The organism is Winogradskyella poriferorum, assembly GCF_036553625.1.
Lineage (GTDB): Bacteria > Bacteroidota > Bacteroidia > Flavobacteriales > Flavobacteriaceae > Winogradskyella > Winogradskyella poriferorum.
The window spans coordinates 1-16,477 of the sequence record NZ_JAZHOU010000009.1 but is presented as its reverse complement, the minus strand read 5'-3'; the positions used below and the strand labels follow the sequence as shown (position 1 = coordinate 16,477).

Annotated in this window: 21 protein-coding genes; all 21 read left to right on the top strand. The window is 32.0% G+C overall.

Features of this window, described 5'->3' with window-relative positions; translation table 11 throughout:
- Window positions 1–99 precede the first annotated feature (99 nt).
- The 21 genes from V1468_RS16360 to V1468_RS16260 all read left to right on the top strand — a co-directional run bounded on the left by V1468_RS16360 (window position 100) and on the right by V1468_RS16260 (window position 16,264).
- Window positions 100–450, top strand: coding sequence for a hypothetical protein (locus V1468_RS16360; RefSeq protein WP_331811281.1), 351 nt, complete (start codon window positions 100–102; stop codon window positions 448–450).
- A gap of 14 nt (window positions 451–464) precedes the next feature.
- Window positions 465–1,322, top strand: coding sequence for a hypothetical protein (locus tag V1468_RS16355; protein WP_331811280.1), 858 nt, complete (start codon window positions 465–467; stop codon window positions 1,320–1,322).
- Between the two features lie 221 nt (window positions 1,323–1,543).
- A complete protein-coding gene (locus V1468_RS16350) occupies window positions 1,544–2,092 on the top strand; it encodes an HNH endonuclease (protein WP_331811279.1) in 549 nt (182 codons plus the stop codon).
- 164 nt (window positions 2,093–2,256) lie between these two features.
- Window positions 2,257–2,706, top strand: a complete 450-nt coding sequence (locus tag V1468_RS16345; protein WP_331811278.1) for a DUF4279 domain-containing protein — start codon at window positions 2,257–2,259, stop codon at window positions 2,704–2,706.
- A gap of 12 nt (window positions 2,707–2,718) precedes the next feature.
- A complete protein-coding gene (locus V1468_RS16340) occupies window positions 2,719–2,979 on the top strand; it encodes a hypothetical protein (protein ID WP_331811277.1) in 261 nt (86 codons plus the stop codon).
- 500 nt (window positions 2,980–3,479) lie between these two features.
- Window positions 3,480–4,100 carry a hypothetical protein gene (locus tag V1468_RS16335; RefSeq protein ID WP_331811276.1) on the top strand — a complete coding sequence of 207 codons (621 nt, stop codon included), beginning with the start codon at window positions 3,480–3,482 and terminating at the stop codon, window positions 4,098–4,100.
- A 3-nt stretch (window positions 4,101–4,103) separates the two neighbouring features.
- Window positions 4,104–4,538, top strand: a complete 435-nt coding sequence (locus V1468_RS16330; protein WP_272854212.1) for a hypothetical protein — start codon at window positions 4,104–4,106, stop codon at window positions 4,536–4,538.
- An 11-nt stretch (window positions 4,539–4,549) separates the two neighbouring features.
- Window positions 4,550–4,870 (top strand): hypothetical protein, encoded by a 321-nt coding sequence (locus V1468_RS16325; protein WP_272854211.1) that lies wholly within the window; start codon window positions 4,550–4,552, stop codon window positions 4,868–4,870.
- Between the two features lie 179 nt (window positions 4,871–5,049).
- On the top strand, window positions 5,050–5,409 hold the full coding sequence (locus tag V1468_RS16320) for a hypothetical protein (RefSeq protein WP_331811275.1): 360 nt from the start codon (window positions 5,050–5,052) through the stop codon (window positions 5,407–5,409).
- A gap of 123 nt (window positions 5,410–5,532) precedes the next feature.
- Window positions 5,533–6,342: a DUF2971 domain-containing protein gene (locus V1468_RS16315; protein ID WP_331811274.1), complete on the top strand. Its 810-nt coding sequence runs from the start codon at window positions 5,533–5,535 to the stop codon at window positions 6,340–6,342.
- A 163-nt stretch (window positions 6,343–6,505) separates the two neighbouring features.
- The gene (locus V1468_RS16310) at window positions 6,506–6,931 is read left to right on the top strand and encodes a hypothetical protein (RefSeq protein WP_331811273.1); all 426 of its coding nucleotides are present in this window, start codon (window positions 6,506–6,508) and stop codon (window positions 6,929–6,931) included.
- A 170-nt stretch (window positions 6,932–7,101) separates the two neighbouring features.
- The gene (locus V1468_RS16305) at window positions 7,102–8,217 is read left to right on the top strand and encodes a DUF4238 domain-containing protein (RefSeq protein WP_331811272.1); all 1,116 of its coding nucleotides are present in this window, start codon (window positions 7,102–7,104) and stop codon (window positions 8,215–8,217) included.
- Window positions 8,218–8,350: 133 nt separating this feature from the next.
- Window positions 8,351–8,806 carry a DUF6932 family protein gene (locus V1468_RS16300; protein ID WP_331811271.1) on the top strand — a complete coding sequence of 152 codons (456 nt, stop codon included), beginning with the start codon at window positions 8,351–8,353 and terminating at the stop codon, window positions 8,804–8,806.
- Entirely contained in the window at window positions 8,793–9,722 is a 930-nt protein-coding gene (locus tag V1468_RS16295; protein ID WP_331811270.1) for a hypothetical protein, read from the top strand. Before V1468_RS16300 ends, V1468_RS16295 begins: the two co-directional genes overlap by 14 nt.
- Window positions 9,723–9,886: 164 nt before the next feature.
- Window positions 9,887–10,342, top strand: a complete 456-nt coding sequence (locus tag V1468_RS16290; protein ID WP_331811269.1) for a DUF5063 domain-containing protein — start codon at window positions 9,887–9,889, stop codon at window positions 10,340–10,342.
- 503 nt (window positions 10,343–10,845) lie between these two features.
- On the top strand, window positions 10,846–11,217 hold the full coding sequence (locus V1468_RS16285; protein WP_009780794.1) for an ArsR/SmtB family transcription factor: 372 nt from the start codon (window positions 10,846–10,848) through the stop codon (window positions 11,215–11,217).
- An 11-nt stretch (window positions 11,218–11,228) separates the two neighbouring features.
- Window positions 11,229–11,825, top strand: a complete 597-nt coding sequence (gene merTP, locus V1468_RS16280) for a mercuric transport protein MerTP (RefSeq protein ID WP_009780795.1) — start codon at window positions 11,229–11,231, stop codon at window positions 11,823–11,825.
- A gap of 11 nt (window positions 11,826–11,836) precedes the next feature.
- Entirely contained in the window at window positions 11,837–12,445 is a 609-nt protein-coding gene (gene merB / locus V1468_RS16275; RefSeq protein ID WP_026775753.1) for an organomercurial lyase, read from the top strand.
- A 52-nt stretch (window positions 12,446–12,497) separates the two neighbouring features.
- Window positions 12,498–14,231 carry a mercury(II) reductase gene (gene merA / locus V1468_RS16270; protein WP_051437537.1) on the top strand — a complete coding sequence of 578 codons (1,734 nt, stop codon included), beginning with the start codon at window positions 12,498–12,500 and terminating at the stop codon, window positions 14,229–14,231.
- Between the two features lie 298 nt (window positions 14,232–14,529).
- Window positions 14,530–15,300 carry a nucleotidyltransferase domain-containing protein gene (locus tag V1468_RS16265; protein ID WP_027880570.1) on the top strand — a complete coding sequence of 257 codons (771 nt, stop codon included), beginning with the start codon at window positions 14,530–14,532 and terminating at the stop codon, window positions 15,298–15,300.
- 169 nt (window positions 15,301–15,469) lie between these two features.
- Window positions 15,470–16,264 (top strand): cation transporter, encoded by a 795-nt coding sequence (locus tag V1468_RS16260; RefSeq protein ID WP_331811268.1) that lies wholly within the window; start codon window positions 15,470–15,472, stop codon window positions 16,262–16,264.
- The last annotated feature ends 213 nt before the right edge of the window (window positions 16,265–16,477 follow it).

Genomic DNA, 16,477 nt, shown 5'->3' with positions numbered 1-16,477 from the left:
CCTTTTTGCTAAATTTATGGTTACGGCGGAATGATACTCGCGTACCATTCCGTAACGAAACCATAGCCCAGACCGTTAGGCACAAGCTGAAGAAACTGAATGACTGAACAATTTACAAAAGGAGATATAATCCAAGGTTCTAAAAGTGGAAAAGATGAATCATATCATCCGATAGTATATTTTGAAGAAATTGATGATTTGTTTTTTCTTGGAGGTATGATAACACATTCAAAGTCTTTTGGCAATGTGGAATTAAATGACTCTCACTTTGAAAAAAAAATAGATGATAACCCTAAACCCAGTTTTTTTGTAAGAAATTATTTGATTAAAAAACAAGAATGGGGACCTTATAAAACAATTGGAAGATTATCCAAAAAAGGAATTCAATTCATTGAGTCTAACTTAAAGAATACTGAACCCGAAATTTGGGAAAACTATCTTACTAAATAATATGGAATTAATCAATGGCTGAAAACAACCAACTGACAATAAAATTTGGTGGAGACGGAAATATCAAAGTTGATACTCTGACTGAGTTTCTGAACAATTACAAACAGCTACTTTACTTAATAAACAATGAATTAGGTTACAATCCTGACGATATGATTATTGAGGTTTCACCACCTGAAAATGGAAGTTTCAAAATAAAGCTAAAATCAAAATACAAAGACTTGATTTTAGAAAAAATGGGAGATTTAACCGTTGGAACATTAGTTGGACTTCTGATTTTATTTGCTACAAATGCAACCCAAAACAAAACAGAAGAAGAAATAAAACAGATTTTGGAAGACAAGCAAATCGTTGACAAAGAATTGCCAAAAGTAATTTATAATGTATCTCAAAATTCTGGAGCAAATCAAAAAATTCAACAGACCTTTATAATCGTAAATAACGACGAAAATGTAAAGGACTTGAAAATAGAACGAGAAGAAAGAGAAATTATAAATATTAACCGAACTGACTTTCCAAAGCTGATTGACCAATCAGAAACGTTGGAAATAGAAGAAATACCTGAATCAGATATTCTGACCGACGAAGCGACTTTAATAATAAAGACCATACATTTTGAGGGACACGCAAAATGGGCTTTTATTTTTAGAGGTTATCCGATTAAAGCATCAATTAAAGACGATGAATTTTTTGAGCGTCTAAAAAACGAGGCTTTCAGAAAAGGAGATGCTTTAAAAGTAATCCTGTCGAGAAAACGGAATTTTGACGAGGATTTACAAACATATATAGTTGACCAAAGTAGTTATGTGATTGATAAAGTGACTGAACACATATCTAAAACGGACAATCAGAATAGATTAAAATTTGAATAAAGCCAGTGCCTAACAATGGCTATAAGTAATTGCTTCTGGTGGTTAAGTTTAAGATATTTTCTTACTTTTTCCGCTCGCGGTTTGTATATTTATTCTATCATAAACTAAAAAAATATAAAAAACGGCTCGCTCGCTTTCGTGCCAGTTTGAAAACTTAAGCTTTCAAACCCGCACTACTCATAGCCGAGACCGTTGTAGTGCATTTGAGAAAAGCATTTAGGATGATAAGAAACTATTGGAATGAAGAATGGAAAGAGGTCGAATTTGACGATGGAATTGCCGAAAATGAAAAGTTCAAAATCTCAAATTACGGCAGAATTATAAACTGCAAAACCGATAAGGAATTTTTGGTTAAAGAATACTTTATAAACGGATATCAGAATTTACCAGTCAAACAAAAACAGAACGGAAAATCGACCAGCAGATACGTGCACAAACTTGTGGCAGAACATTTTCTTGAACAGAACGACGGAATTTATGTCATTCATCTGAATTATGATAAAACCGACAATCGAGTGGAAAACTTAAAATGGGCAACCAAAAGAGAAAAGGAAATTCATCAATTCAACAATCCGAATTGGGAAAAAGTTGTGCAAAAAAGAGGTAAAAAAATCGGAAAACTAAACGAGGGAAAAGTGAAAATCATTAAACGCCAGTTGAAAAACGAAAAGAACAGAATCAATATGATTGCAAAACGCTTCGGAGTTTCGGACACACAAATCCATAGGATAAAAAAAGGAGAGAATTGGAGTTCTGTAACCGAATATTAACGAAAAAAAACGCACTACAACAATGGCTATAATTCATTGCGGTTGAATTCCTAATCGGAATTCAACGCTTTTTTGCTATCTTTCGGCTACGGCGGAAAGAATCCTGCGGATTTTTCCGCAACGAAATCATAGCCGAGACCGTTGTGTGCAATTAAAACAAACCAGTGAACGAGAAATTAACATATAGCGGAAATAAATGCAATAACTATTTGTACTTCTCTTTTGATGCCGACTATTTCGACACGGAAAAAGTAACACAAGAATTGAATATTGAACCGACTTCTGTGATGATAAAAAAAGAGTCTGTCCCTAAATCAACTGCGTGGAAATACCAAATCGATGCTGGAACCGATATTGATTTGGAAACTTATATTGAAAAATTGATTGATATAATTGAACCCAAAATAGAAATGATAAACGGACTGAAAGAAAAATATGATTTAACAACTAGAATACAGTTTGTAATCGACATCGATATAAACCCAGAATCTTCAACGCCTTATTTCGGACTGAATAAAAGAACAGTTGAATTTTTAGCCAAAACAGGTACAGAAGTAGATTTTGACCTTTACAAAACCGACACAATCGGAATTTTAAACAAAATGAGCAAATAGAATTATAATAGTATGGATAAGGAAATACTAAATTTTATAGATAAAGACTTTGAATTGGGGTTTAGAGAATCTGTAATAAAAGAACTTTTATCGATTAAATTAAAGCATGTTATGGCTGAATCGGAATATAATTTAAAAAACACAAGAATGTCAATTTTATATTTAGCTAAAGGTAATTTAAATGAGGTTGTAGAATTGACCAAAAGAGCAAAGATTGATTTTCGAGATGTCATTATGTGGGCAACTCAGGAAAAGGAACTGAATAATAAATAAAAACTGCACACAACAATGGCTATAAGTAATTGCTTGTTCTCGCTTACTTCTGAAAATCCTCGCGGATTTTCAGTTTGGTGTGTACTTGCTAAATTAACCGCTAACCCACACAACTACTCATAGCCGAGACCGTTGGCAACAATATGAACGAAACTAACAACATAGAAAAAATTAAAGCTGAATTGATTAATTCGTGTTTGAATTATAACACTAAATCATTCATTCCTTTTCTAATGTCAAAAAACGTTCTGACTGGAATGCCAAATAAAACAAGATTTTACAGATTTTTAAAATATATGGTTAGTTGTACAAAACAATGTTCAGAAGGACAACTAACTTTCAAAATAGAACACGAAAAAATAATAGATAACCAGAGAAATTATTACTTAAATTTTTACGACAAAATTCATAAATATTCCCGTTTATCAATCGAAGTCAGAGAAACGAAAGAAAATATATATCTCGATACATTACCATTTTAAAAGCTTATGGATGATTTTATGAAAGAATGCTTTTTAGAAGCGTTTTCAAAAACAAACATTGATGATATTTGGGAAAATAGAACATCAAAGACCGACATTCTACCAATTGAAACCGACTTACCTATTCGTAACAAACTAAATGATGTTAGCACTCGAAATATTGAGATTATGCTTCAATCACCATTTGGTTTAATGTACAAAACTCTTGGACTTGTCGAAAATGACCAAATAATAATTCCTAACGAATTTAGCAGTTTAAAATCTCAAGTTGATTTTGGAAACTTCAAAACTTTCAACTTTAAAAGAGAAATTGATATAATGATTGGAGCTTTTTCAATGGATAGTCTTTTACAAGCAGTTGGAAACGAAGATGTGGATTTGTACAAATCCAACGGAATTGATTTTGAAATGGTAAAAGCATTTGACGGAACAATGCAAACATTTACAAAAGAGAAAGAAGGTTTGGACTTTTTCTCGCCAATATCAAGACTACAACAAACGGAATTAGATGGAAATCCTATTTCTGCTTTTAAATTGCGTTCACAACCTTCTGGAGTTTTTCCAACGAATAACTCTCATCAATGGTTAGAAAGATTAGCACCTCAAAGATTAATGGCAATAATGACAATGGAACAATAGAATATGTATCAAAAAGAATTATTAATTGACGACCGAAAGGTCAAAATAAATTTAGAAACTGAAATTGGAACTGGAAAACCAATATTGGATATGGCTTTTTTACAAGCTGGTTTTAGGCAAACTATATTAAGTGATGAACTATCTGCGGATTTGGAAAATTTAAATCCTCATAAGTTTGGAGAAAATCCTTTTGGTGGTAACGAACACGTCGTTATGACTATGATGGAGCAACTTAAAAAAGTAATTGAAAATCATATTAAACATTACAAAAGAATGTTGCAATCAGACTTGGGAACTTATGTAACTGAATCAATCGTTATTCTTGATGCTTATTATGAGCAGGTTTTAGGGGAATCATTTGAAAAGAAAAAGAAAGAAACATTTCAAATGTATTTTAATTTTTTTTACAAGCAATTTCCGCCTGAATGGAATAAATAATTTCTTTTAAAATGGGAAATATTATATCTGCAAAATGTAAATTTTGTGATTTTAAAACAAAATTTAATTACGGTGGCAATAAATTAGATTTTCAAATTAATTGTCCAGTTCCCGCAATTAATATAAATACAGGACAATTTGAAATCATCAACTATAAAATTGAGAAAAATAATTCTAAATATAAATTCTATTCAAATAAAGAATTGAAAGGAAACAATGAGAACAATTACACTTTGGATAATTTTGATTTAAAATTAAACACAAAAAACAATTATTGTCCGAAATGCAAAAAACATAGTCTTGATTTTAATATAATTGCATATACAGATTAAAGATTAATGAAATAAAATACTGTTGCCAACACCGTATATAATTTATTGCTAGTTCTAGCCTACTTACGAAAATCCTCGCGGATTTTCTATTCGGTTTTTATTTGCTAAATTTAGTGCTAAACCACGCAACAAACCATATACAACAACGTTGTGTGTAAGTTGAAAAATCAGAACGCTGAATGACAGAAACTGTTGAATTGAGAAATAAACCGGAATTAAAATTTATCCTGAATACGGACGAATTTAATGTCATTGATGCTTCCGAACCGGAAAACAACGGAACTTACTCATACACGGAAATAAAAAGTGCGGAATTGAACTCTGAACGGACTAATTGGCTGATTTCAATTTTGAGTGTAATTATCGACTTTTTAACTGGAAGTGGAAACGGAGGGAAATTTAAAACCAAAGCAAATCTAACTCTGAAAACAGAAAAGCGGAATTTAAAAATATGGCTGAACGATGCGGATTATGGAAAAGCGAAAAAAATAACTGAATTGATAAATAAAAATAAAACCTACACACAACAACGGCTATAATCCATTGCGGCTGAAATTCCTATCGGAATTTCATTGCAATTTGCTATCTTTCGGCTACGGCGGAAAGAATCCTGTGGATTTTTCCGCAACGTATCATAGCCAAACACGTTGGGCACAATTAAAATGACTTGGGAAACATATCATACAAAAGGAATTAAACAAAAATATGTCTATCGATATGTAACTATTGAAAAGCTGATTGACTTTTTGGAAACTAACAGCTTATTCCTGTCGAGATTAGACAAGTTTGAAGATAATTTAGAAAACATTGAACCTTACGACATTAATGAGCTTAAAGTAAGAACTCAAACTTTATCAAAACCAGAAGAAGCAAATCCGGAAATATCAGAAACCATTTGGACTCAAATAATTCAAAATAATAAGGCTGAATTAAGAGCAATACAAGCAAAATTGACAAAACAACAGAAACACCGATTTGTAAGCTGTTGGATTCTTAATGACACGGAATCCTTTGCAATGTGGGATATTTATGGAAAAGCTGGTTTTGCCATTCGATTTGAGCGTAAGTACTTTCAAAAATTAATTAAAGATTCTATAAGCTTACAAACAGAACCCACAAGTAAAATTGATTTAGTTGTTGCTGGAATTGTGCAATATCAGAATTTTGACAAAATGTTATTTAAGGAACAAGAATCCTCACTTAAATATTCTGCTTTTAGAAAACATCAAGCCTTTAATCACGAATCGGAATATAGAATAATTGGATTTATGAAAGAGATTCTGGAAATACCTGGACTTAAATATAAATTACCTGACATTAACGAACTGGAATTCGAGTTAATTGCAAACCCAAGACTTGACAGATTTCAATTTCAAAAATACAGTGGAATTGTATCGAAGTATTCAGAAAAGCATAAACTGAAAGAATCTGAATTAAAAATATGGTTGGACTTCAGAAACACTAACTATTAAAAACTGTGCCCAACAATGCGCATAAAAAATTGCTTCAAAAAAGTATAAAAGAAAAAAAAGTAATATATTTAAAGTTGAAAATGAGTTATGAAAAATCCTGCTATAAAATACGCAACTTTCTCATGCTCTAAACCGTTGTGCGTCATACCCAAACTGAACGAAAATGTTTGAAGAATTAGAAGAATACAAATCAAATGGACATTTCTTTTTTGAAGAAAACGATGAGCTTGAAAAAGTCTGTAATGCACCGAAAAACGGAATCGGAATTTATATTGTTTACGCTCTCAAAAATGGAAAAATTGAATTAATTTATATTGGTTCTTCAGGGAAAATCTATCAGAATGGAACCAAAAAAGTACGGAAAGGCGGAATGTATGACAGGCTTGTTAATGGTAAACAATTTGATAAACCGAGAAAAATAAGTTGGAAAGAAAAACTGAAAGCGGAAAAAATAGAAGCTTTGGATATTTATTGGTACGAAACGTTTGATAAAAAACATTCTGACATCCCAGCGACCGTTGAGGGAATTATTATGCAAAGACATTTTGAGATTTTCGGAACTTTACCAAAATGGAACAAGGAATTTTAAATCGGAATAAAAATACGAACGCACAACAATGTATAACCGCAATTACAGCGGATTCGACTATGTCCGAATCCACTCGGAATTGCTAACACCAGTTCTAAACCGAAAATTAACGCATATTAACCCGTAACTGTCGGTTATACGATACCGTTGTGCTTAATTTGAACCAGCCCTTGAAATCAAATACAGAAAAGGCGAATCAACACTATGTGCCTAAATTCTATTTAAGGCATTTTTCATATTTGAACAACTTGAATCAAATAGGCGTTTTTAATACTAAAAGCGAATTTTTCATAAAAGATGGAAAACTAAAAAAGCAGGCTTCAAAAAAATACTTTTATGGTAAAGATGGTGTGCTTGAAGATTTCTACCAAAACCTTGAAAATATTTTAGCACCTTTAGTGTTGAAATATATTCAAAACGAAAATATCCCAAAACAATTTTCATCTGAACAATCAGATATGTTACACTTGATTTTCACAATGGAATCTAGGAATCCAATGCGTGTGAATCTTATGAGGCAAACCCTACTTGAACAAAAAGATAGAGTTGACAAAATAGATTCAACCTTCTATAATCAAGAAAAGCAAGATATTTTAAATCAATTTGTGAAAAATGAAAACCTTCATAAAATAATGCTTGATAATTTAAAAGGCAGAGTCATGCTAGCAATGGATTTAAATTTTAAATTATTAAAAAACACAACTAATCATCCTTTTATTACATCAGACTTTCCTGTTGTGAAATACAATCAATTTATGGAATCTCAAAATTGGTTTGATGGTATGAATTATAATGGTAGTGGCTGGATAGGACAACAAATATTTTTCCCATTAAATGAACAATATCTTTTAATAATATTTGATTCTGACATTTATAAAGTCGGGAATCGAAAAGAATCTGTTGTTGAAATATCAAATACAAATTCTGTAGATTCATTGAATATCTTACAATTTTTAAACTGTACAAATAATATATTTTTTAATCATTCAGCATCAGAACATTACATAAGGACTCTTTTTGATAAATCTAAAAAATACAGGAAAGGAAATCAATTAGTAAATTATGACTTAAAAGTAATGTCAGAAGACGGAATTGAAGATGATAATAGTATCATTTTAGCTACGACAACGTCTAACATTGAAACGAAATTGAAACTGGAAAAAATCAAAATACACTCTAAAGGAAAATTTACTAAACTTGACGATATGGCTATTCAATGGAGACCGAAAGCAAAACAAGTTCACGAATATATGGAGAGGAAAAAAACTAAGCTCAACACCGTATAAAATTAATTGCTAGTACTAGCCTACTTACGAAAATCCTCGCGGATTTTCTATTCGGTTTATATTTGCTAAACTAATAGCTTAAAACACGCAACTAATCTTATACAAAAACGTTGGCAGTAAGTAAAACGAACGAATGACTAAAACAGAATACGAACCACTTTTACCCGCAGGGTTTCACGATATTGATTTAAATAACCTAGAAACTATATTTGTAAATAATTTTACAAATCAAACGAGAAGAATTCACTTAGTTAGTCAACTGAGAACGTTTTTAGGTCAATTATCTCAAGTAAATGCGAAATTTGAGATTTGGTTAGATGGCTCTTTCTTAACCCTAAAAGATGAACCAGACGATATTGACTTACTTATAGTATATGATAAAAACCAAATAAATTCATTAAGTATTGATGAAAAAAAAATAATAAATAGTCTTTTTAACAGACCAAATAGTAAAATAAGATATGATTTAGATATATTGTTATGCGCAAATGATGATATAAATAATAGAAGTTATTGGAGAGGTTGGTTTGGTTTTACTAGAAATGAAGTTCCTAAAGGTATAGCTAGATTTGAATATGGAATCAATTAGCAAATTAAACAAAAGTATAGAGTATCTTCAATCACAGATTGAGGAGCTAATTCCTTTGCTTAAAAGTAATCCGAATGATTTTGCTATAAAATTGCAAATCGAAAATTACAAATCAGAAATTAGCAACCTTCAAAAATCATTACACGATGCAAACCTCAAACGTAATAAGGAAATAATAGCTTTAAGGCTTAAAGGCAATATTGCAAGGTCAGGAACATTTCCATTAGAATCAGTTGGAGGAATAACAAACTCTTTTTCGAATGCACTTTACAAAACTTCTCAATTTCTTCAATATGGAAAAAAAGGAGGAAAAAAAATTGAAAGTATTTTAAAAAATAGCCTTGATATCAGACTTGAAGGTATGGCTAGTGGTTCTACAATTTTTTATGTTTCTGCAAAAACCAGTCCTGACATTTTTGGAAAGAGTATAATTCAAGATTCATTAGAAAATACATTTGAATTATTTGCTTCAAACAATGAAACTGAATTGATGGAAAACATCGAGAAAGTTGGAGTAAAAAGCTCTAAATACTTTTCGAATTTTCTAGATGAGCTCGTTAAAGATGATTTAGAAATTGAACTTACTTGGGAAAGTCCGGACTATGAAACTCGTGAATGGATTGGAGATAAAGATAAAATATTAATGTTCACAAATACTTTTAAAAGTATTGAAATATCTGAACCTGAAACTATAAGCTTTCAAGCTGAATTAATTACTTTAAGTCTAAAAAATAAAATTGAAATTAGAGATGTCGATTCAGGCCAAATTTTTTCTGTAAAATGTGCAAGCTTATTTACAGAGGTATTAAAAGAATTACATATTGGTGAACTAAGAGATGTTACAATAACAAAAACAACAATAATTAACACAGTTTCACAAAAAGAAAAAATAGAATATAATCTAGTGGAAATATAAAAAACCTACTGCCAACAATGGCTATAAGTAATCGCTTGTTCTCGCCTACTTCTGAAAATCCTCGCGGATTTTCAGTTTGGTGTGTACTTGCAAAGTTTAGTGCTAAACCACGCAACTACTCATAGCCGAGACCGTTGTAACACATTTAACCAAACCAACAAAAATTGAGTGAATTAAGAAAACTTATAGACCAAGTCACAGAGTTCGGAATAAACCCAAAAGTTGAATTGACCGACAAAACTGATGTTCTAAAAAAACTGTTAGTCGGAATTTACTCGGAATTTTTAGATGTGGAATTTGAATTTGAAGAAACGGATTATGATGAAGAACCAAACTTTGATTACAACGAAATAAAGGAAAATATTAAATCTAATTTCCCCAGCTTCGATTGGTATAGTATGGTTTTAGATTCGAATAAAATGGAACCGAATATCGAAATTGGATGTGGTGATGAATTAGATGATTTAACTGACATTATTAAAGATTTACTTGCTGTAAAATGGAGAATGGACAACACAAGCAAAAACGATGCACTTTGGCATTTTGAATTTTCAATGAGAACTCACTCTGAACAGCATTTAGTAGACTTATTAAAACGACTTAAAGAAAGAAATGAATAAAATATGTCCAAAAGTATTCACATAACAATTAAAGATTTTAAAGGTCTAACAAAAGAAGAAATTGACAAACAAGCTTCTGACCCAAATTCTGATTTGAATAAATGGAAAGAGAAATCTAAAATCAAAAAAAAGGTCAAGAAAGAAAGGAAAAGTAAACGGAATGAAAAATAAAAACGTGTTACAACAATGTATAACCGCAATTACGGCAGATTCGACTACGTCCGAATCCACTCGGAATTGCTAACGTCAGTGCTTAACCGAAAATCATTAACTTTAATCCCGTAACTGACGGTTATACGAGACCGTTACCCACAAGCTGAAAACCAGCCGCATATTTTAGCACTTTCGGTTTTTCCCAACACATAAATCCAACGCTCTAAAAACCAAAAGAGCTAAAACTTTCCCAAAATTCGTAATTATGTATTTAAGTATTTGCTTATATACGTAATTAATTATATGTTTGTACGACAAAGCAAATAACTTTAATAAAAATATATACACAAATGAAATTAGAAATAACCTGTACAAGAGCGGAAGCCAACCATAAGCAGTTACAAAACTGTATGGAGGCATTGGATAATATGGAAGGGAGTTTTCAAAAAATGACAAAACTTTTATCAATTGCAGGAAGCGATGTAAGATTGAGAATTCTTTATTTATTGAATTTAGAAAATGAACTATGTCCTTGTGATTTAGCTGATATACTAAAAATGAGTGTTCCTGCGATCTCACAACATATACGTAAAATCAAAGATGCAGGAATAATCAATTCAAGACGAGATGGTCAAACACTTTATTATTCATTAAATAAAGATGAAACAGAGATATTTATTAGCATTTTTAAATCTATCGAATTAATTAGAAAAACAGCATAATTTATAAAGAAATGAAAACAGAAAAAACATCAAAAAATGCAGCATACACAGGTTTATTTGCTGCTGTAGCAGCATCATCTTGTTGCATACCACCTGTTATAGCATTAATAGCTGGCGTTGGAGGAAGTGCATCTGCACTATCTTGGATGGAACCTTTTAGACCCTATTTAATAGGTTTAGCTGTAATAGCTATTGGCTATGCTTGGTATGCTTACTTAAAACCCAAAAAAGCCGATGACTGTTGCGAAGTTGATGCAAAACCAAAATGGTATCAAACCAAAGGCTTTTTAATAGGCATTACATTGTTTGCAGCTATTTCAATTAGCTTTCCTTATTATTCTCATATATTTTATCCAGATAACAAAAAAGAGGTTATTGTCGTAAATCAATCAGACATTCAAACTGTAAATTTTGATGTAAAAGGTATGACTTGCGCTTCTTGTGAAGAACACGTTAAGCACGCTGTTAACGAATTAGAAGGTATTGTTAATGTAGCTGCTTCTTATGAGAAAGCTAATGCCGAAGTGGAGTTTGACAATACAAAAACATCTAAAGAAGATATAGAAAAAGCTATAAATTCAACGGGTTATAAAGTTATTAATAAATAAAAATAAATCTTATGAAAACAGCAAAGCAATATTTGGGCAAACAATTAAACACCATGTTATCTGAAATTCAACTTGATGATAATAATTTTATCGTGAATGTCCAAAGGGAATTACTTAAAGGCAATCCACTGCCAAAAACAACATTTTATGCACTTATCGATGCAACTAAAGAGAAAGCTGATTCACTGTTGGAATTATTAGGAGAGCTAAATGAAAATAACCAAATTACAGCCTTTTCTGGTTTGTCGATTACACCTACCAACCACAAGTTTATAGTGCAAGGCAAAACACTTTATACTTGGTGTGCATTAGACGCTATATTGTTTACCGAATGGCTGGATGTTTCGTCCCAAATTATATCTCAAGACCCAATTGACAATTCTATAATTGAGTTGAATATTGAATGCGATCATTTGATATCATCTAATCCATATCCAATATTTCTCTCTTTGATTGAAAAAATGGACTCTTGCAATATCAGAGGTTCCTTTTGCAATCACGTCTTTTTTTTTGCAAGCGAACAAACCGCAAAACAATGGCTTGACAGCAATGTAAATGGCAAGATATTAACCATGGAAGATTTATTTGAATCGAATAAAATTGGCTTAAAATGTTGTTAAAAATAATCACCTATATTTATTAAGCACCACATAAAAACAAATCATTTTTAATATGAAGAATTTATTTAAAAAGAAAAACGAGTTATCTCAAAAAACAGAAACTGTTTCATTACAGATAGAAGGAATGACCTGTAGTGGCTGTTCATTACATATCGAAAAGGATATCAATAAAAAAGATGGTATTCTAATCAGTTCTGTGAACCACGAAACTGGTAAAGGAGAATTTACTTTTGATACTGCCAAGTTGAATAAAGAGGAATTGATTAACGCTGTAAATAGCATTGGTAAGTATACGGTTGTTAAAGGCAATGAAAAAGAGGATTGTTGTGATTCAATTTCGGATAGCACGACAGATAAAGCGTCCAACAAAGGAAAAAATCAATTCGATTTAATCGTAATTGGAGGTGGTTCTGCTGCATTTTCAGCAGCCATAAAAGCCGAAAGTTTAGGGCTTACCACGCTTATGGTAAATGGTGGTTTAGATTTTGGTGGCACTTGTGTTAATGTAGGTTGTGTACCTTCTAAAAATCTAATTCGAGCTGCCGAAACAGCTTACCACGCTACACATTCTAATTTTGCAGGAATAAAACCAAAAGGCGTTGACATTGATTTCGCACAAGTTATCAAGGATAAAAAAGCTTTAGTTGCTGCATTACAACAACAAAAATATATGGATGTGGTCAGTGATTTTAAAGGCTTGACCATGCTCAAGGGATGGGCAGAGTTTGTGGATACTAAAACCATTCTTGTAGATGGAAAAGACAAGTTCACTGCAACCAATATTATAATAGCCACGGGAGCAACCACCAACATACCTAATATCGAAGGATTAAATGAAGTTGGGTATTTAACTAATGTGTCTTTGTTCGATTTAGAAGAAAAACCAGAAAGCCTAACCATTATGGGCGCAGGTTACATAGGGTTGGAAATAGCAATGGCCTATAATCGTTTAGGTGTAAAAGTGCGCATCATTGAATTTACAGATAGACCTTTACGAAGTCAAACCGAAGACATTACTGGTGTTTTAGTTGAACAAATGAAAAGTGAAGGCATTGAAATTCTTCCAAATTTTAGAGCCTTTAAATTTGAAAAAGAGGGCAACAATACTATTATTCATTGTAACTGTCCTGATGGTTCTACAACACAAATTGTTGAAAAAGGACATATTGTTGTCGCGACAGGAACCACGCCAAACACGTCTAAATTAGGTCTAAAAAAAATAGACCTAAAATTATCAGAAAGAGGGCATATTGTGGTTAATGAAAAAATGGAAACTAATATTTCCAATATTTATGCAGCTGGTGATGTCACTAATACACCGCCATTTGTGTATACAGCAGCAACCGAAGGCAGTACAGCCGTTAATAATGCATTTTCATTATCAAAACAAAGTGTAGATTATGCATCATTACCTTGGGTAGTATTTACAGACCCTCAAATTGCGGGAGCAGGTATGGATGAAATTGAAGCTGAATCAAGAGGCATTCCTTTTGAAGTATCAAAATTAGATCTAACACATGTACCAAGAGCTTTAGCTGCACAAGATACCAGAGGATTTATAAAGTTGATTCGTAATACGGAAACGGATAAATTAATTGGAGCAAGAGTAATAGCACCAGAAGGTGGTGAACTCATCCAACAATTAAGTATGGCTATTAAATTTGGAATTACAGTAAAAGATTTGGCTGAAAGTTTTTATCCATATTTGACACTTGGAGAAGGAATCAAATTAGCAGCAATTACTTTTGGAAAAGATGTTTCTAAATTGAGTTGTTGTGCAAGTTAATCCCTACTAAAAGCCATACACATTTGCAATTCGCTCAAAGCCACCACGCCATCAAAAATTGCAAAAGAGTATGTCTTGCCAACGCTCAATCCGAACATTTAAGAAAATATCGGAATTGAAAAGCAGAACGGAATAAAGCCAGTGGGTAACAACGTATATAAAAAATAGCAGTTAAGAGCTAAACTAAAAGTTTGGTTCTTTTCTGCTATCTTTGTTTTCAACTGAAAAATTGCACATACAAATCTGCTACTTTTCATATACAAGACCGTTGTGCGTCATACCAAAAAAACCGAGAAAATTGACCGAAGAAATAAAAAGAGAGTTAAAACGAATTGAAAAGGAAAAGGAAATTCAGATACTTTACGCTGTTGAATCTGGAAGTAGAGCTTGGGGATTTGCTTCAACTGATAGTGATTGGGATGTGAGGTTCTTATATATTCAAAATCCCAATTGGTATTTATCCATTGATGACAAAAAGGATAATATGGAAGTAATGTTGCCAAATGATTTAGATTTTGCAGGTTGGGAATTAAGAAAAACTCTAAAGTTATTTAGAAAATCAAATCCACCTCTGTTGGAATGGTTACGAAGTCCGCTAATCTATTTAGAACAATATTCGACAGCGGAAAAAATGCGCGAATTGACCAAATATTATTTTAATCCAAAGTCTTGTACTTATCACTATTTGCATATGGCAAAAGGAAATTATCGAGACTATTTGCAAACTGATTTAGTAAGAGTTAAAAAATACTTTTATGTTTTAAGGCCAATATTAGCTTGTAAATGGATTGAATCTATGGGAACGATGGCACCAATGGAATTTGAAAAGCTTGTGAATACTCAAGTTGAGAATCCTGAATTAAAAAAAGAAATTGAGAATTTATTGGAGCGGAAAAAATCAGGAGAGGAACTTGACAAAGAACCTCGAATTGAAATAATTAACGAATTTGTTGAAGAGCAAATTGGATATTTTGAAAATAAAGTAAAAGATTATAATAAAAATTTCAAACCAGAAACTGAAAAGCTTGACAAGCTATTTAGAGAAACATTAAATGAGGTTTGGAAATAAAAAAGTACGAACGCACAACAATGGCTATAAGTAATTGCTTGTTCTCGCCTACTTCTGAAAATCCTCGCGGATTTTCAGTTTGGTGTGTACTTGCAAAGTTAAGTGCTAAACAACGCAACTACTCATAGCCGAGACCGTTGTGGTTAATGTAAAAAAACCGAGAAACTAAATGAATAAAACAATATTTGAGATTACTAAAATGGACTGTCCTTCAGAGGAAAATCTAATCCGAATGAAATTGGACGGAATTTCAAGTATTGCGAATTTGGACTTTGACATTCCGAACCGAAAACTGACCGTTTTTCACAGCGGAGAAACTGACCAAATTGAAAAGTCAGTTATCGAACTGAATTTAGGCGGAAAGAAAATCTCGACTGAACAAACTGACCAAACGGAATTTAATGAAAATGCAAATCAAAAAAAATTACTTTGGACTGTCCTCGGAATAAATTTCGCATTTTTCCTAATCGAAATAACAACAGGAATAATCTCAAAGTCAATGGGATTGGTCGCAGACAGTTTAGATATGCTTGCAGATAGTTTTGTTTATGGAATTAGTTTGTTTGCGGTTGGCGGAACAGTAATAAAGAAAAAACGGATTGCCAAACTTGCTGGATATTTTCAAATAACACTTGCAATTATTGGATTTGTAGAAGTTTTAAGGAGATTTTTCGGAGACGAGAAACTACCCAACTTTTCGACAATGATTATTGTTTCGATTTTTGCACTTATTGCAAACGGAATTTGCCTTTACATTTTACAAAAGTCAAAAAGTAAGGAAGATGCTCATATGAAAGCAAGTATGATTTTCACTTCAAACGATGTGATTATAAATTTAGGAGTAATAACAGCTGGACTTTTGGTAAACTGGTTGAGTTCAAGCAAACCTGATTTGATTATCGGAACAATAGTTTTTGTTTTGGTAATTCAAGGTGCTTTTAGAATTTTAAAATTGAGTAAATAAATAAAAAAACACTAACCACAACAATGGCTATAAGTAATTGCTTGTTCTCGACTACTTCTGAAAATCCTCGCGGATTTTCAGTTTGGGGTGTACTTGCAAAATTTAGTGCTAACCCACGCAACTACTCATAGCCGAGACCGTTGTAGCCAATTAGAAAAATGAAATCACGAATGGCAATTGGAATAGGAATTATAATAGCATTGTTCGCTTTGA

What these genes read in the sequence shown, in the direction of transcription:
- V1468_RS16300 (WP_331811271.1), top strand. Translation starts at nt 8,351, where the DNA reads ATGACTAAAACAGAATACGAACCACTTTTACCCGCAGGGTTTCACGAT.
- V1468_RS16340 (WP_331811277.1), top strand. Translation starts at nt 2,719, where the DNA reads ATGGATAAGGAAATACTAAATTTTATAGATAAAGACTTTGAATTGGGG.
- V1468_RS16320 (WP_331811275.1), top strand. Translation starts at nt 5,050, where the DNA reads ATGACAGAAACTGTTGAATTGAGAAATAAACCGGAATTAAAATTTATC.
- V1468_RS16295 (WP_331811270.1), top strand. Translation starts at nt 8,793, where the DNA reads ATGGAATCAATTAGCAAATTAAACAAAAGTATAGAGTATCTTCAATCA.
- V1468_RS16310 (WP_331811273.1), top strand. Translation starts at nt 6,506, where the DNA reads ATGTTTGAAGAATTAGAAGAATACAAATCAAATGGACATTTCTTTTTT.
- V1468_RS16285 (WP_009780794.1), top strand. Translation starts at nt 10,846, where the DNA reads ATGAAATTAGAAATAACCTGTACAAGAGCGGAAGCCAACCATAAGCAG.
- merTP (WP_009780795.1), top strand. Translation starts at nt 11,229, where the DNA reads ATGAAAACAGAAAAAACATCAAAAAATGCAGCATACACAGGTTTATTT.
- V1468_RS16350 (WP_331811279.1), top strand. Translation starts at nt 1,544, where the DNA reads ATGATAAGAAACTATTGGAATGAAGAATGGAAAGAGGTCGAATTTGAC.
- V1468_RS16360 (WP_331811281.1), top strand. Translation starts at nt 100, where the DNA reads ATGACTGAACAATTTACAAAAGGAGATATAATCCAAGGTTCTAAAAGT.
- merA (WP_051437537.1), top strand. Translation starts at nt 12,498, where the DNA reads ATGAAGAATTTATTTAAAAAGAAAAACGAGTTATCTCAAAAAACAGAA.
- V1468_RS16355 (WP_331811280.1), top strand. Translation starts at nt 465, where the DNA reads ATGGCTGAAAACAACCAACTGACAATAAAATTTGGTGGAGACGGAAAT.
- V1468_RS16260 (WP_331811268.1), top strand. Translation starts at nt 15,470, where the DNA reads ATGAATAAAACAATATTTGAGATTACTAAAATGGACTGTCCTTCAGAG.
- merB (WP_026775753.1), top strand. Translation starts at nt 11,837, where the DNA reads ATGAAAACAGCAAAGCAATATTTGGGCAAACAATTAAACACCATGTTA.
- V1468_RS16325 (WP_272854211.1), top strand. Translation starts at nt 4,550, where the DNA reads ATGGGAAATATTATATCTGCAAAATGTAAATTTTGTGATTTTAAAACA.
- V1468_RS16335 (WP_331811276.1), top strand. Translation starts at nt 3,480, where the DNA reads ATGAAAGAATGCTTTTTAGAAGCGTTTTCAAAAACAAACATTGATGAT.
- V1468_RS16330 (WP_272854212.1), top strand. Translation starts at nt 4,104, where the DNA reads ATGTATCAAAAAGAATTATTAATTGACGACCGAAAGGTCAAAATAAAT.
- V1468_RS16315 (WP_331811274.1), top strand. Translation starts at nt 5,533, where the DNA reads ATGACTTGGGAAACATATCATACAAAAGGAATTAAACAAAAATATGTC.